We start from the raw sequence: 13,488 nt of genomic DNA, 5'->3' as shown, positions 1-13,488 counted from the left end.
GTCAGGCGGTTTCCTTCTCGGGTGCGGCGAGGCCGAGTTCGAGCTCGCCGAGGGGCTGGAAGTACGCGTCGACGTCGGCGTCGGTGACGTCGGCGAGGGTCGCCGGCGACCACGCCGGGTTGCGGTCCTTGTCGACCACCTGCGCGCGGATGCCCTCGACGAGATCGTGCGAGCGCAGAGACGCCAGCGAGACCCGGTACTCCTCGTTCAGCACCTCTTCGAGGCTGCCGAGTTCGCGGGCGTGCCGCACCGAGCGCAGGGTCGCCTTCAGCGCGACGGGCGACTTGCCGAGGATCTGCTCGGCGGCCGCGTGGGCCTCGGGCTCCTCTGCGGCCTGCAGGCGGGCGACGATCTCCTCGACGGTCGGCGCGGAGTAGGCGGCGTCGATCCAGGAGCGCTGCGCGAGCAGCGGCGACTCCGGGGCCGGTCGGGCGAATTCGGCGAGCGCCTCGTCGACCGTGCCGGATTCGAGGGCGGCGACGAACTTGTCGAGCGCCTCGGACGGCACGAAATGGTCGGCGAAACCGAGGGCTATGGCGTCGCCGGCCTTCATGCGACCGGTGGTCAGCGCGAGGTGGGTGCCGAGCTCGCCCGGGGCGCGCGAGAGCAGCCAGGTGCCGCCCACGTCGGGGACGAAGCCGATGCCCACCTCGGGCATCGCGATCGTGGAGCGTTCGGTGACGATCCGGACGTTGCCGTGGGCGGCGATCCCGACGCCGCCGCCCATGACGATGCCGTCCATGATCGCGACGTACGGCTTCGGGTAGCGGCCGATGGCGGCGTTGAGGATGTACTCGTCGCGCCAGAAGTCCTGCGAGCCGGTGCCGCCGTCGCGGGCGTCGTGGTAGATCGAGACGATGTCGCCGCCGGCGCACAGGCCGCGCTCCCCCGCCCCGTCCACGACGACCGCGCGGACCGAGTCGTCCCCGGCCCACTCGTCGAGCGCGGCGGCCATCGCCTTCACCATGTCGTAGTTCAGGGCGTTGATGGCCTTGGGCCGGTTGAGGGTGATCCGGCCGATGCCGCCGGAGACCCGGACGAGGACGTCTTCCGTCTCGGTCATTTCGCTCCGTTCTGCGCCGCGGCCACCACGCTGCGCGCGACGACCACCCGCATGATCTCGTTGGTTCCTTCGAGGATCTGGTGTACGCGCAGATCCCGCACGATCTTCTCGAGTCCGTACTCGGCAAGATAGCCGTAACCACCGTGCAGTTGCAGCGCGTCGTTGGCGACGTCGAAGCAGGCGTCGGTGGCGAACCGCTTCGCCATCGCGCACAGCTCGACGACGTCGTCGGCACCCCGGTCGAGGGCGTCGGCGGCGCGCCAGAGCAGCGTGCGGGAGGCCTCGATGCCGGTGCGCATGTCGGCGAGCCGGAACTGCAGGGCCTGCGAGTCGAGCAGCCGCTCGCCGAACGCCTTGCGCTCGGCGAGATATCCGACGGTCTTGTCGAGCGCGGCCTGGGCGCCACCGACCGAGCACGCGGCGATGTTGAGCCGGCCGCCGTTGAGCCCGTGCATGGCGATGCGGAAGCCGCTGCCCTCCTCGCCGAGAAGGTTCTCGGCGGGCACGCGGGCGCCGTCGAAGATCACCTGACGGGTGGGCTGGGCGTTCCAGCCCATCTTCTTCTCGTTGGCACCGAAGGACAGCCCGGGGGTGTCCTTCGGGACGATGATCGCGGAGATGCCGCGCGGGCCGGGCTCACCGGTGCGGGCCATCACCACGTACACGTCCGACGTGCCGGCGCCGGAAATGAACTGCTTGCCGCCGGTCAGGACGTACTCGTCGCCGTCGCGGACGGCCCTGGTGCTCAGGGCCGCCGCGTCGGAGCCGGCGCCGGGCTCGGTCAGGCAGTAGCTGGCGAGCTGGTCCATCGTGCACAGTCCGGGGACCCAGCGGCGGCGCTGCTCGTCGTTGCCGAACCGGTCGATCATCCACGTGACCATGTTGTGGATGGAGATGTACGCGGCGATCGACGGGCAGCCCTTGGCGAGTTCCTCGAAGATCCGGACGGAGTCGAGACGGCGCAGGCCCGACCCGCCGACGTCCTCGCGGACGTAGATGCCGCCCATGCCGAGCGCCGCGGCCTTGCGCAGGACGTCGACCGGGAAGTGCTTGTTCTGGTCCCATTCGACCGCGTTCAGGGCGAGGAACTCGGCGGCGAAGTCGCGGGCGGTGTCGCGGATCGCCCGGTCGTCGTCGGTGAGGGTGAACATCTGCTACCTCTGCCTAGTCCATCGTCGGGATGACGAAGTGATCCGCGTGCTCCTTGACGCCGGAGAACCAGCGCTGGGTGACCGTCTTGGTCTTGGTGTAGAAGCGGATCGAGTCCGGTCCGTGCTGGTTGAGGTCGCCGAAGCCGGACCGCTTCCAGCCGCCGAAGGTGTGGTACGCGATCGGCACCGGGATGGGCACGTTCACGCCGACCATGCCGACGTTGACACGGTTGGTGAAGTCGCGGGCGGTGTCGCCGTCGCGGGTGAAGATCGCCACGCCGTTGCCGTACTCGTGCTCCGAGGGCAGCCGCAGGGCCTCCTCGTAGTCGTGCGCGCGGACGACGATCACGACGGGGCCGAAGATCTCCTCGCGGTAGATCTTCATCTCGGGGGTGACGTTGTCGAACAGGGTGGCGCCGGAGAAGAAGCCGTTCTCGTGGCCCTCGAGCACGAAGTCGCGCCCGTCGACGACGAGCTGCGCGCCCTCGTCGATGCCGGACTGGATGTAGTCGTGCACCCGCTGGCGCGCCTCGGCGGTGACCAGCGGGCCGAAGTCGGCGTTCGGGTCGTCACTGCGGCCGACCTTCAGCTTTCCGACGCGTTCGGTGAGCTTGGCGACGAGCGCATCGGCGGCCTCCTCGCCGACCGGCACGGCGACGGAGATCGCCATGCAGCGCTCACCGGCGGAGCCGTAGCCGGCGCCGACGAGGGCGTCCGCCACCTGGTCCATGTCGGCGTCGGGCATGACGATCGCGTGGTTCTTGGCGCCGCCGAAGCACTGGGCGCGCTTGCCGTGGGCGGCGGCGGTCTCGTAGATGTACTGGGCGATCGGGGTGGAGCCGACGAAGCCGACGGCCTTGATGCGCTCGTCTGTGAGCAGCACGTCGACGACGGTCTTGTCGCCGTTGACGACGTTGAACACGCCGGCGGGCAGCCCGGCCTCGATGAACAGCTCGGCCAGGCGCAGCGGCACGGACGGGTCGCGCTCGGAAGGCTTGAGCACGAACGCGTTTCCGCACGCGATGGCCGGGCCGGCCTTCCACAGCGGGATCATCGCGGGGAAGTTGAACGGGGTGATGCCGGCGACGACGCCGAGCGGCTGGCGCATCGAGTAGACGTCGATGCCGGTGCCGGCGGAGTCGGTGAACTCGCCCTTGAGCAGGTGCGGGATGCCGGTGGCGAACTCGATCACCTCGAGGCCGCGCTGGATGTCGCCCTTGGCGTCGGCGACGGTCTTGCCGTGCTCGGAGGACAGCAACCGGGCCAGGTTCTCCATGTCGTCCTGCACGAGCTGCAGGAACTTCATCAGCACCCGGGCGCGCTTCTGCGGGTTGAACGCCGCCCATTCCTTCTGCGCCTCGACGGCGTTCGCGATGACGGCCTCGGTCTCGGCGACGTCGGCGAGGGGAACGCGGGCCTGCACCTCACCGGTGTTGGGGTCGAAGACGTCGGCGAACCGGTCGGAGGCGCCGGGGATGTGCTTGCCCCCGACGAAGTGGGTGAGTTCTCGAACGCTCATGTCCGGATCCGTCCTAACTGGTCGAATTCTGGTGTTTCGGTGGGATGATCGGGGGCAGCGGGCGGCACCCCCAGCAATGTGTGCTCATCCTATAGTTGGAAGTCCATGTATGTCCATAGGCGGCTTCGCCGCCGGTGTCTCCTTTGGGCTGCCCCAGCCGCCCAAAGGACGCACGGGCCGCGGAGCGGCCTATCGCAGCCGCCGGTACATCTCCTCGAGGTCCGACGTGCCGCGGAGGACGACCGACTCGTCCGTGCCGCCCGCCCGCAGCGCCCGGCGCAGCAGCGTCGGATCGAGATCCTCGGGCGCGGGCCGGTACGGCTCGGCCGGCAGATCCGGCAACCGGATCTCGTTCCCGTAGAAATCCTCGTCGCCGGCCTCGGCCTCGTCCACCCCACCGATCACCGTGCTCAGGTCGACCCCGCGCAGGGTGAGCACCGCCAGCGGCTGCTCGTCGACGTGCTCGGCCAGCAGGTAGGCCACCGCCGCCGCGTGCTTGCACGGCCACCCGTCGTCCGGGCAGGTGCAATCGAAGTCCAGCTCACCGGCACGCCGCGGGAGCAGCAGCGGACCCAGCTCCTCCGGCAGCGCACCCCCCGCGAGCCGGACCAGCATGCCCGGCGCGGACCGCACCCGGTCGATCAGGTCCGCGACCGCGTCCTCGTCGAGGGTGCGGATGGTCACCGTCGAGGTGAACGGGCGCAGCTGGCTGCCCTGCACCTCCCCCACCGCCGCGCCGGGCTCGAGCCGCATCGAGACCACCTGACCCGACCGGGCATAGGTCCGGCCCCGCGCGAGCCGGCCCTTGTCGGCGACCTGCTCCATCGCCGCAACCAGCTCCTTCGACCACCAGGTGCGTCCGATCGAGCCGCGTTTGGTCCGCGCCTCGATGCCGCCGACGACCCGCCGGCGCTTGCCGTAGCGATCGAACCCGCCCGCCGGGCTCATTCGCCCACCGCCTCGTCGCCCAGGGACAGCAGCGAGTGCAGTTGCTCGGTGGACAGCTCGGTGATCCAGTTCTCGCCGGCTCCCACGGCGAGCTCCGCCAATTCCTGCTTCCCCGAGATCATCTCGTCGATCCGCTCCTCCAGGGTGCCGACGCACACGAGCTTGCGGACCTGCACGTCGCGGCGCTGGCCGATGCGGAACGCCCGGTCGGTGGCCTGGTTCTCCACCGCCGGGTTCCACCAACGATCCAGGTGCACCACGTGATTCGCGGCCGTCAGGTTCAAACCGGTACCGCCGGCCTTGAGCGAGAGCAGCATCATCGGCGGACCGTCGTCGCCCTGGAACGCGGCGACCATCGCATCGCGCCGGCCCTTGGACACGCCGCCGTGCAGGAACGGCACCGTGGTGCCGAAGCGCTCGGCCAGATACGGCGCGATCAGGTCGCCGAACTCCCGGAACTGCGTGAACAGCAGGGCCTTCTCGCCGTCGGCGAGGATCGACTCGACGATGTCCTCCACCAGCCCGAGCTTGCCCGACCGGTGCCGGCCGCGGCGCAGCACCCCGGAGCCGTCGCCCAGGTAGTGCGCCGGATGGTTGCACACCTGTTTGAGCCGGGTCAGCGCGGCGAGCACCGCGCCCTTGCGGGCCATCCCCTCCTTGTCCCGGATCTGCCGCATCATCTCGTCGACCACCGCCCGGTACAGCGCCGCCTGCTCGGCGGTGAGATTGGCCCGCACCGTCTGCTCGAACTTCTCCGGCAGATCCGAGATCACCGACGGGTCGGTCTTGACGCGGCGCAGCACGAACGGCGACGTGAGCGCCCGCAACCGCGCGGCGGCCGCCGCGTCGCGTTCCCGCTCGATCGGAACGGCGAACCGGGCGCGGAACGTCGCCGGCGAACCGAGCAGGCGGGGATTGGCGAAGTCGAGGATCGAGCGCAGCTCCTCGAGCCGGTTCTCGACGGGGGTGCCGGTGAGCGCGATGCGGTGCCGCGCGGGGACCGCCCGCGTCGCGCGGGACTGCGCGGTCGCGGCATTCTTCACGTGCTGGGCCTCGTCGAGCACCACCCGGCCCCACCGCAGCGACCGCAACTGCGTCACGTCCCGCGCGACGAGCGCGTACGTCGTGATCACCAGGTCGCTGTCGGCGACCGCCGCGGCCAGGGCGGCGTCGCGCAGCCGCGCCGGGCCGTGGTGGACGTGCACGCGCAGGCCCGGCACGAACCGCTGGGCCTCGCGCTGCCAGTTGCCCACCACCGACATCGGGCACACCAGCAGCGTCGGATCGGTGGCGACGTCGCCGGCCCGTTCGTGGGCGAGCAGCGCGAGCACCTGCACGGTCTTGCCGAGACCCATGTCGTCGGCCAGCACGGCGCCGAGCCCGAGGCCGCTCATGAACGCCAGCCACTCGAGGCCGCGCTGCTGGTACGGGCGCAGGGTCGCATGCAGGCCGGGCGGGGACGGCACCGCCTCGGGCCGGACCTGCCCGTCGAGCAGGGTCGCGACCCAGCCGGTCGCGGCGACGTCGGTGACCTCCACCGGTGGTGGCTCGTCGCCGGTGAACCGGCCGAACAACGTCGCCAGCGTCGCGTCCGTCGCGCCCTGGCCGGCGACGTAGCGGGCGGCCCGGGCGAGCGCGAGCGGATCCGCCTGCACCCACTTGCCGCGCAGCTTGACCAGGTCGCTGTTGGCCGCGATCAGCCGTTCCATCTCGGCGGGGGTGAGCAGCATGTCGCCCACGGCGAGCTGCCAGTCGAACGAGACGAGCGCGTTCATGCCGACGGTGTCGTCCTCGGCGGCGACGGGCGCCACCGGCGAGGACACCTGCAGCCGCAGCGACGGCTCGAGCCGCGCCCAGGCGCGGGGCAGCAGCAGCGCCACGCCGGCGTCCGCCAGTGCTCGGCCGCCGTGCTCCACCAGATCTGTCACCACCCCGGTCGGCAGCAACAGGTCGAGGCTGTCCGGGTCGCGCGGCACGTCCTGCAACCGCGGATACGCCTTCAGGGCAGCGCCGAGCTTGCGGATCCCGATCTGCAGCAGCTGCGCGTCGGAGCCGTCCACCGGCACCGGCGCCGGTGCCTGTCCCTCCGAGCGCAGACACACCTCGAGCCGCCACAGGGTGTCGGCGCCGATGGCCTCGTCCTCGTCGTCTTCCGGCTCGACGAGTCGCAGCACCAGGTCGGGCTCGTTTCCGGCGAGCGAGGACCGCCATTCGTCCAGTGCGTCGGCCATGCGCTGGGTGCCACTGTGGTGCGGTTGCCCCTCGGCCAGGGCCGCGATCAACGGGTGCAGGGAAGTACCGACGTTGCCGATCAGGGACCGGGTGATCGGATCGGTGAGTTCGGTGACGAGGTCGTCGAGCAGCGCCGCGGGCCGCCCGGCCTGCCGCTGCACCGGCGGCATCGCGGCGGACAGCTCGGCCGTCCAGGCTCGGATCCGGTCGCCGCCGAGCAGGCGCCACCGCGCCCACCACTGCCCGTCGGCGCGGTGCAGTTCCGGGGCCACCCGCCCGGCCTGTGCCCACCGCTCGATGCCGCGGGCGACGTGGGCGAGGTACCGCAGGTCCCCGGCCACCGTCTCGGCGTGCCGGGGCAACGCCAGCAGCAGCTCCGCGGCGTCGGCAGGCGCGATCGCCACCGCGGGGAGCGGCCGCGGTGCGTCGTCGCCGGGCAGTCGCAGTTCGACGCGGTGCCGGAACGGGCGGTCGATCCATCGGCGCAGGACAGCCGGTGTGTCGTCGGCCGGGTGCTCGTCGTCGCGCCACAGCATCAGGCCCGCCCCCGGTGACCACAACCCGTGCAGCATGCCCACCATGGTGCCAGTCGTGCCCGACACCGCCGGCGCAGGCCGGGGCGCGGGACGAGCGGGCGTGCGCCGGGGACGATCGACCCTGGATCGGGCCGGGCCCCCGGAGGACACTGGGCTGCAGGTGCACCCACCAGGAGACTGCGATGTCGATCATGATCCAGGTCCTCGAGCAGACCTACAGCGCCCACACCCCGTGGGAGCAGGTCAAGTACGCGTTCGTCGACTCCGAGCACGTCACCGCGATGCGACTCGACGGACAGTGCGGCGTGTGGCTCGACGGAACGAAACACGGTGAGTCCCATCGGCTCGCCGCCACCACGACCGCGGAGCAGGCGGTGTTCTTCCTGCTGACCGTGTTCGACCGGGTCGCCGAGTGCAAGCAGCACGGCGGGTCGTGGATCGTCGGGCACGACGGCCGCACCATCGAATCCATCCACGCGGTCCGGTTTCCGTTGACGACCGACGGCTGAGCCGGCGCCGGCGCCGGCGCTGTCGGGGCGATCGGTGAGAATGTCCGCGTGCGAGGGGGCGCAGTTTTCTGGGGGCTGGTGGTGGCGGTCGCGATCGCCGTGTCGTGGGGGTGGGACCGGATCGAGTCGAACGCGCCACCGGCACCGGGCAGCCCCGCACGCGGCGCGCTCGAACAACTCTTGGCGCGGGCGGCGGTGGTGCCGCACCGGCCGCAGGTGCCGGGGTACGAGCGCGGGTGCGGGCCGGGCGAGGGATGTGTGTTCGGGGAGGCGTGGTCGGACGATCATCCGGGCCCGGGTGGGCGCGACGGGTGCGACACCCGCAACAACGTGCTCGCCCGGGATCTGCGCGACGTGGCGTTCCGGCCCGGCACCGGCGACTGCATCGTGCTGTCGGGCACGCTGTCCGACCCCTACACCGGTGCCCGGCTCGAGTTCCGTCGCGCCGAGGGCCGGGCCGTGCAGATCGACCACATCTATCCCCTGGCGGCGGCGTGGGACCTCGGTGCGGCGGAGTGGCCGGTCGAGCGGCGCCGGCAGTTCGCCAACGACGTCGCCTTCAACCTGATCGCGGTGGACGGGCCGGCGAATCAGGACAAGCGCGATCACACCCCGGCCGAGTGGCTGCCGCCCGCGGTGGCGTACCGCTGCTGGTTCGCGGGCAAGTACCTGTCGGTGGCGGTGCGGTACGGGCTGCCGATCACGGCGGCCGACCGGGAGGCGCTGGCGGCGACGATCGCCGCGTGCTGAAAGCGCCGTGCCCCGCGTCCTCGCGACGGGAACTAGCGTGGCACGCATGCTCTCGCGCATCACCAAGGACACCCGTCTGTGCATCTCGCTGTCGGGACGGCCGAGCAACATCGGCACCCGCTTCCACAACTACCTCTACGACGAGCTCGGCCTCGACTACGTGTACAAGGCGTTCACCACCACCGACCTGCCGTCGGCCGTGGCAGGGATCCGCGGCCTCGGCATCCGGGGGTGCGGGGTGTCGATGCCGTTCAAGGAGGCCGTGATTCCGCTGATCGACGAGCTGCACGACTCGGCGCGCGCCATCGAGTCGGTCAACACGATCGTCAACGAGGACGGCGTGCTGCACGCCTACAACACCGACTACCAGGCGGTGGCGGACCTGCTCCGCGAGCACGAGGTCGACCCGGGGATGCCGGCGGCCGTCGCGGGCAGCGGCGGGATGGCCAAGGCCGTCGTGGCGGCCCTGCGCGACAGCGGGTTCACCGACGTGTCGGTGATCGCCCGCAACGAGGAGACGGGAGCCGCCCTGGCTCGGCAGTACGGGTTCGACTGGCGCACCGAGCTCGACGGACGCACGCCGGGACTGCTCGTCAACGCCACCCCCGTCGGGATGACCGGTGGTCGCGAATCGGAGCAGCTGCCGTTCCCCGCGGCCGCGGTGGCCGCCGCGTCGACGGTGTTCGACGTCGTGGCGATGCCCCCCGAGACACCACTGATCCGTGCGGCCCGCGCGCACGGGCTGCCGGTGATCACCGGCGCCGAGGTCATCGCCCTGCAGGCGGCGCAGCAGTTCGCGCTGTACACCGGGGTGACCCCGACGCCCGAGCAGGTGCGCCGCGCGTCGGAGTTCTCCCGCTCGCAGGGGTGATCGCGGGTCCTCACGCCCCGGTGGCGACCTCCCGGGCCGGGTCCTGGCACCACTGCGACCACGACCCCGGGAACAGCGCGGCCTCGATACCCGCCACGGCCAGTGCCGCGATGTCGTGGGTCGCGGTGATCCCGGACCCGCAGTACACGGCGACGGGACGGTCCCCGCACAGTGCGGTGAATCGTGCGGCGAGTTCCTCGGCGGATCGGAACGTGCCGTCCGCCCGGAGGTTGTCCGTGGCGGGGGCGCTGACCGCGCCGGGGATGTGCCCGGCGCGCGGGTCGACCGGCTCCTCGTCGCCGCGGTAGCGCGCGGCGGCTCGCGCGTCGAGCAGGGTTCCCCGCGCGGGGTATCGCCCGGCCTCGTCGATGTCGACCGTGGGCAGGTAGCCGCCGCGCAGGGTCACCGAGCCGGACTCGACGAATTCGCCGGGGCCCGCCGCCAGAGCACGGCCCGTCGCCGTCCACAGCGGCAGCCCGCCGTCGAGCAGGCGCACGTCCTTCAGACCCGCCCAGCGCAGCAGCCACCAGGCGCGGGCGGCGGCAAGGCCCCCGGTGTCGTCGTAGACGACGACGGTGTCGCCGTTGTCGATCCCCCACCGGCGGGCATGGTCCTGCAGCCGGGCGACGTCGGGCAGCGGGTGCCGGCCGCGGCCGGGGGATCCGCGGTCGGCGAGTTCGGTGGCGAGGTCGACGTACACCGCTCCGGGGATGTGGCCTTCGCGGTAGCGGTCCTCGCCGTCCGGGTCCTCGAGCGACCATCGCACGTCGAGCAGCACCGGAGGCGTGCCCGCCTCGACGAGGCCGGCCAGCTCGTCCACGGTCATCAGCACGGGATCGGCAACCATGCCCCCGATCCTGACACGTCGGCGCGGGCGGTGCCGGGCGGCGCGGGCGGTGCCGGTCCGCTGCGGCAGAATTGCCGCCCGTGTCCGATGCCCCCCGCGCCCAGTCGTCCCGACTCGCTCACCCGGCCGCTCGGGGCGGGCGTCGTCACCGCTCTCGTCGGGTTCACCAGTTCGTTCGCGGTGGTGCTGACGGGGTTGCAGGCGGTGGGGGCGTCGCCGTCGCAGGCGGCCTCGGGGTTGTCGGCGCTCTGCCTGACCCAGGGTCTCGGCATCCTGTGGCTGGCACGGCGGTTCCGCACGCCGATCACGCTCGCGTGGTCCACGCCGGGCGCCGCGCTGCTCGCGGGCACCGGCGTGGTGGCGGGCGGCTGGCCGGCGGCGGTGGGCGCGTTCGTCGTCGTGGGCGCCGCGATCGTCCTGACGGGGCTGTGGCCGCGCCTCGGCGCGCTGATCGCGGCGATCCCCGCATCGTTGGCGCAGGCCATGCTCGCCGGGATTCTCGTGCCGCTCTGCCTCGCCCCGGTCGAGGGCGTGATGGACGCGCCCGCCGCGATCCTGCCGGTGGTGGCGACGTGGCTGGTGCTGCAGCGGCTGCGGCCACGCTGGGCGGTGCCGGGGGCGTTCGGGGCCGCGGCCGTGGTCGTCGCGATCCATCTGGTGCGCTCGGGAACCGCGCCGGCGGCGCGGGAGCTGGTGCCGGCGCTCGAGCTCACGGCCCCGGCGTGGACGTGGCAGGCGTTGCTCGGCATCGCCCTCCCCCTCTACATCGTGACGATGGCGTCGCAGAACATCCCGGGCACGGCCGTGCTCGACTCGTTCGGTTACGCCACGCCGTGGCGGGCGGCGATGACGGTCACGGGGCTCGGCACCGTCGCGGGAGCGACGGCCGGTGGGCACGCGATCAATCTCGCCGCGATCAGCGCCGCGCTGGCGGCGGCGCCCGAGGCCGAGCCCGACCCGGCGCGCCGATGGGTGGTCGCGTGGTGCGCGGGCTGGTCCTACCTGGCGCTGGCGGTGTGCTCGACCGGGCTCGCGACGGTCGTGGCGACGGCGCCCGACGGTGTGGTGGAGGCGGTGGCCGGGTTGGCCCTGCTCGCGACGCTCGGCGGGGCGCTGGCCTCGGCTCTGCGCGACGCGCCGGAACGCGAAGCAGCGGTCGTGACGTTCCTGGTCGCGGCGTCCGGTTGGAGCATGTTCGGTATCGGATCGGCATTCTGGGCGTTGATGGTCGGACTTGCCGTCCGCGTGGGACTATCGTCAGGACGGTGACGAACCGCCAGCCGACGACGCCCGCCGCCGACCCACCCGTTCCCGCCCGGTTTCCGGTCCTGTGGCCGATGCAGACCCGGTGGGCGGACAACGACCACTACGGCCACGTCAACAACGTCACCTATTACTCGTACTTCGACTCGGCCGTCAACGGGTGGCTGATGGCCACGACCGGGGTCGACATCCGGGAGCTGGACGCGATCGGCGTGGTCGCGGAGACGTCGTGCCGGTATCTGGCGGAGCTGTCGTTCCCGGACCGGCTGCGCGTGGGCCTGGCGGTGGAGCGGCTGGGAACCAGCAGCGTGACCTATTCGCTGGCGATCTTCCGGGAGGACGGCGAGGGGGGTCTGCAGGCGGCTGCGACCGGGCGGTTCGTGCACGTGTACGTCGACACCCGCACGCGACGTCCCGTGGCGATCCCCAAGGAGATCAAGAAGGCGGTCGCGCAACTGGTGACGCCCCCGGCGGAGTAGTTCCCACCCACCAAGCATCCGCTTGGCATCATATTCATCTACCGGATTACACTCCGGGGCATCCGCACGTCCCCGACAGAGAGTGATCCGAAGATGCGCGATGCAGTCATCGTCGAAGCCGTCCGCACCCCCATCGGCAAGCGGGGCGGCGGCCTGTCCGGCGTTCACGCCGTCGAGCTGTCCGCCCACGTCCTGCGCACCCTCGCCGAGCGCACCGGCATCGACCCGAGCCTCGTCGACGACGTGCACTGGGGCACCGTGCAGTCCGTGGGCATGCAGTCCGGGAACATCGGCCGCATGGCGGTGCTCGGTGCGGGCTGGCCGGAGTCGGTGCCCGGCTTCACCATCGACCGGCAGTGCGGATCGTCCCAGCAGGCCGTCTCGACGGCGGCCGCCGCGGTGATCTCCGGCCAGGCCGACCTCGTCGTCGCCGGCGGCGTGGAGATCATGTCCGCGATCCCGCTCGGCTCCTCCGCGCCCGAAGGCACCGGGCAGATGGGCGGCCCGGCGCGCGAACGGTACGCCGACGAGCTCACCGCGCCCGGCTTCAACGGCCGCTTCAACCAGGGCGTCGGGGCCGAGATCATCGCCGAGCAGTGGGGCATCTCGCGCACCGAACTCGACGAGTACTCCGTCCGCTCGCACGAGCGTGCCGCCCGGGCCCAGGACGAGGGCCGGTTCGCGGACGAGATCGCGCCCTACACGCTGGCGGACGGCACCGTGATCGACTCCGACGAGGGCATCCGGCGCGGCTCCACCGTCGACAAGCTCGCCGGCCTGAAGGCCCCCTTCCGGGAGAACGGCGTGGTCACCGCCGGCAACGCGTCGCAGATCTCCGACGGCGCCTCCGGGCTGCTGATCACCACGTCGGAGCAGGCGAAGGCTCTGGGGCTGACGCCGCTCGCGCGCGTGCACACCGCCGTCGTCACCGGCGACGACCCGGTCAAGATGCTCACCGGTCCGATCCCGGCCACCGCCCTGGCGCTGAAGCGGTCGGGACTCTCGCTCGGCGACATCGACGCGTTCGAGGTCAACGAGGCCTTCGCCTCCGTGCCGCTCGCATGGCAGCGCGAGACCGGCGCACCGAGCGAGAAGCTGAACCCCCTGGGCGGCGCGATCGCCCTCGGCCACCCCCTCGGCGCCTCGGGCGGTCGTCTCGCCGCGACCCTGATCCACCACCTGCGCCACACCGGCGGCCGCTACGGTCTGCAGACCATGTGTGAGGGCGGGGGCACCGCCAACGCCACGATCTACGAAATCCTCTAGCCCGCACGCCGAGGCGCCTTCCGGGTTCGGTCCCGGAAGGCGCCTCAGCGCTGT

Annotated in this window: 12 protein-coding genes; 6 read left to right on the top strand and 6 right to left on the bottom strand. The window is 72.0% G+C overall.

Annotation, left to right across the window (positions count from 1 at the left end):
* Window position 1: 1 nt before the first annotated feature.
* From QNA09_RS07530 to QNA09_RS07510, 5 genes are all read right to left on the bottom strand, one after another.
* A complete protein-coding gene (locus tag QNA09_RS07530; protein ID WP_040275886.1) occupies window positions 2–1,063 on the bottom strand; it encodes an enoyl-CoA hydratase/isomerase family protein in 1,062 nt (353 codons plus the stop codon).
* A complete protein-coding gene (locus QNA09_RS07525) occupies window positions 1,060–2,214 on the bottom strand; it encodes an isobutyryl-CoA dehydrogenase (RefSeq protein WP_119699629.1) in 1,155 nt (384 codons plus the stop codon). Before QNA09_RS07525 ends, QNA09_RS07530 begins: the two co-directional genes overlap by 4 nt.
* Window positions 2,215–2,227: 13 nt before the next feature.
* Window positions 2,228–3,733 (bottom strand): CoA-acylating methylmalonate-semialdehyde dehydrogenase, encoded by a 1,506-nt coding sequence (locus tag QNA09_RS07520; protein ID WP_010595849.1) that lies wholly within the window; start codon window positions 3,731–3,733, stop codon window positions 2,228–2,230.
* A gap of 189 nt (window positions 3,734–3,922) precedes the next feature.
* Window positions 3,923–4,681, bottom strand: a complete 759-nt coding sequence (locus tag QNA09_RS07515) for an SWIM zinc finger family protein (protein ID WP_010595848.1) — start codon at window positions 4,679–4,681, stop codon at window positions 3,923–3,925.
* Entirely contained in the window at window positions 4,678–7,485 is a 2,808-nt protein-coding gene (locus tag QNA09_RS07510) for a DEAD/DEAH box helicase (RefSeq protein WP_208643868.1), read from the bottom strand. The genes QNA09_RS07515 and QNA09_RS07510 overlap by 4 nt, the downstream gene beginning before the upstream one ends.
* A gap of 146 nt (window positions 7,486–7,631) precedes the next feature.
* Between QNA09_RS07510 and QNA09_RS07505 the strand changes: the two genes are divergently transcribed.
* Genes QNA09_RS07505 through QNA09_RS07495 form a run of 3 tightly spaced genes read left to right on the top strand, consistent with a single transcriptional unit; the run spans window position 7,632 to window position 9,579 of the window.
* Window positions 7,632–7,958, top strand: a complete 327-nt coding sequence (locus QNA09_RS07505; protein ID WP_010595846.1) for a hypothetical protein — start codon at window positions 7,632–7,634, stop codon at window positions 7,956–7,958.
* 48 nt (window positions 7,959–8,006) lie between these two features.
* Entirely contained in the window at window positions 8,007–8,708 is a 702-nt protein-coding gene (locus QNA09_RS07500; protein ID WP_372462642.1) for an HNH endonuclease family protein, read from the top strand.
* 46 nt (window positions 8,709–8,754) lie between these two features.
* Window positions 8,755–9,579, top strand: a complete 825-nt coding sequence (locus QNA09_RS07495; RefSeq protein ID WP_017681726.1) for a shikimate 5-dehydrogenase — start codon at window positions 8,755–8,757, stop codon at window positions 9,577–9,579.
* Between the two features lie 10 nt (window positions 9,580–9,589).
* Here the strand turns inward: QNA09_RS07495 and QNA09_RS07490 are convergent, their stop codons facing one another.
* Window positions 9,590–10,426: a sulfurtransferase gene (locus QNA09_RS07490; protein ID WP_102030809.1), complete on the bottom strand. Its 837-nt coding sequence runs from the start codon at window positions 10,424–10,426 to the stop codon at window positions 9,590–9,592.
* A gap of 87 nt (window positions 10,427–10,513) precedes the next feature.
* Between QNA09_RS07490 and QNA09_RS07485 the strand changes: the two genes are divergently transcribed.
* From QNA09_RS07485 to QNA09_RS07475, 3 genes are all read left to right on the top strand, one after another.
* Window positions 10,514–11,695 (top strand): benzoate/H(+) symporter BenE family transporter, encoded by a 1,182-nt coding sequence (locus QNA09_RS07485; RefSeq protein ID WP_119700294.1) that lies wholly within the window; start codon window positions 10,514–10,516, stop codon window positions 11,693–11,695.
* Window positions 11,692–12,168 carry a thioesterase family protein gene (locus QNA09_RS07480; RefSeq protein WP_010595841.1) on the top strand — a complete coding sequence of 159 codons (477 nt, stop codon included), beginning with the start codon at window positions 11,692–11,694 and terminating at the stop codon, window positions 12,166–12,168. Before QNA09_RS07485 ends, QNA09_RS07480 begins: the two co-directional genes overlap by 4 nt.
* A 93-nt stretch (window positions 12,169–12,261) precedes the next feature.
* Window positions 12,262–13,434, top strand: a complete 1,173-nt coding sequence (locus QNA09_RS07475; RefSeq protein WP_017681728.1) for a thiolase family protein — start codon at window positions 12,262–12,264, stop codon at window positions 13,432–13,434.
* Window positions 13,435–13,488: the final 54 nt, after the last annotated feature.

It is taken from the genome of Rhodococcus sp. AH-ZY2 (genome assembly GCF_030916465.1).
Classification (GTDB): domain Bacteria; phylum Actinomycetota; class Actinomycetes; order Mycobacteriales; family Mycobacteriaceae; genus Rhodococcus; species Rhodococcus ruber.
Note: the sequence above shows the minus strand (reverse complement) of the source record. Positions and strands in the feature narration are given on the sequence as shown.

Bases quoted from the DNA above. Each gene is read 5' to 3' on its own strand.
- QNA09_RS07485 (WP_119700294.1), top strand. From the start codon at position 10,514: ATGCCCCCCGCGCCCAGTCGTCCCGACTCGCTCACCCGGCCGCTCGGG.
- QNA09_RS07530 (WP_040275886.1), bottom strand. From the start codon at position 1,063: ATGACCGAGACGGAAGACGTCCTCGTCCGGGTCTCCGGCGGCATCGGC.
- QNA09_RS07525 (WP_119699629.1), bottom strand. From the start codon at position 2,214: ATGTTCACCCTCACCGACGACGACCGGGCGATCCGCGACACCGCCCGC.
- QNA09_RS07475 (WP_017681728.1), top strand. From the start codon at position 12,262: ATGCGCGATGCAGTCATCGTCGAAGCCGTCCGCACCCCCATCGGCAAG.
- QNA09_RS07520 (WP_010595849.1), bottom strand. From the start codon at position 3,733: ATGAGCGTTCGAGAACTCACCCACTTCGTCGGGGGCAAGCACATCCCC.
- QNA09_RS07510 (WP_208643868.1), bottom strand. From the start codon at position 7,485: ATGCTGCACGGGTTGTGGTCACCGGGGGCGGGCCTGATGCTGTGGCGC.
- QNA09_RS07495 (WP_017681726.1), top strand. From the start codon at position 8,755: ATGCTCTCGCGCATCACCAAGGACACCCGTCTGTGCATCTCGCTGTCG.
- QNA09_RS07505 (WP_010595846.1), top strand. From the start codon at position 7,632: ATGTCGATCATGATCCAGGTCCTCGAGCAGACCTACAGCGCCCACACC.
- QNA09_RS07490 (WP_102030809.1), bottom strand. From the start codon at position 10,426: ATGGTTGCCGATCCCGTGCTGATGACCGTGGACGAGCTGGCCGGCCTC.
- QNA09_RS07515 (WP_010595848.1), bottom strand. From the start codon at position 4,681: ATGAGCCCGGCGGGCGGGTTCGATCGCTACGGCAAGCGCCGGCGGGTC.